Below are 273 nucleotides of genomic sequence, written 5' to 3'. Positions count from 1 at the left end.
CCTATTATTCGTTACTGGAAGAATTAAATTCAAGGATAGGGAGAAAATTCCAGTAGCAATAAGATATTTAAATACATATTTACCAATAAATTTCTCCGCCATCACTATAGTCAACAGTATTAAGGCATAAACCCAGCCAGACTTCAGCACCCCATGCCCAATAAACTTACCTTGGCTAAAGAGAGAAATAGCCAAGATCAGGCTAATGATGAACATAATTGTCATGAATTTCGGAGAGATATGTTGTAAATAAGGCAGCGCTAAGCCTATAAG

Annotated in this window: 1 protein-coding gene; it reads right to left on the bottom strand. The window is 36.3% G+C overall.

Features of this window, described 5'->3' with window-relative positions; translation table 11 throughout:
* Nucleotides 1–273 (bottom strand): hypothetical protein (locus SB773_RS31745; RefSeq protein WP_410594302.1); only part of this gene is annotated, 273 nt, incomplete at both ends.

Origin of the sequence: Bacillus sp. SIMBA_074 (assembly GCF_046534555.1) — a bacterium.
GTDB classification, from domain to species: Bacteria; Bacillota; Bacilli; order Bacillales; family Bacillaceae_G; genus Bacillus_A; species Bacillus_A mycoides.
The sequence above is the reverse complement of the archived record's forward strand: the minus strand, read 5'-3'. Positions and strand labels throughout refer to the sequence as shown.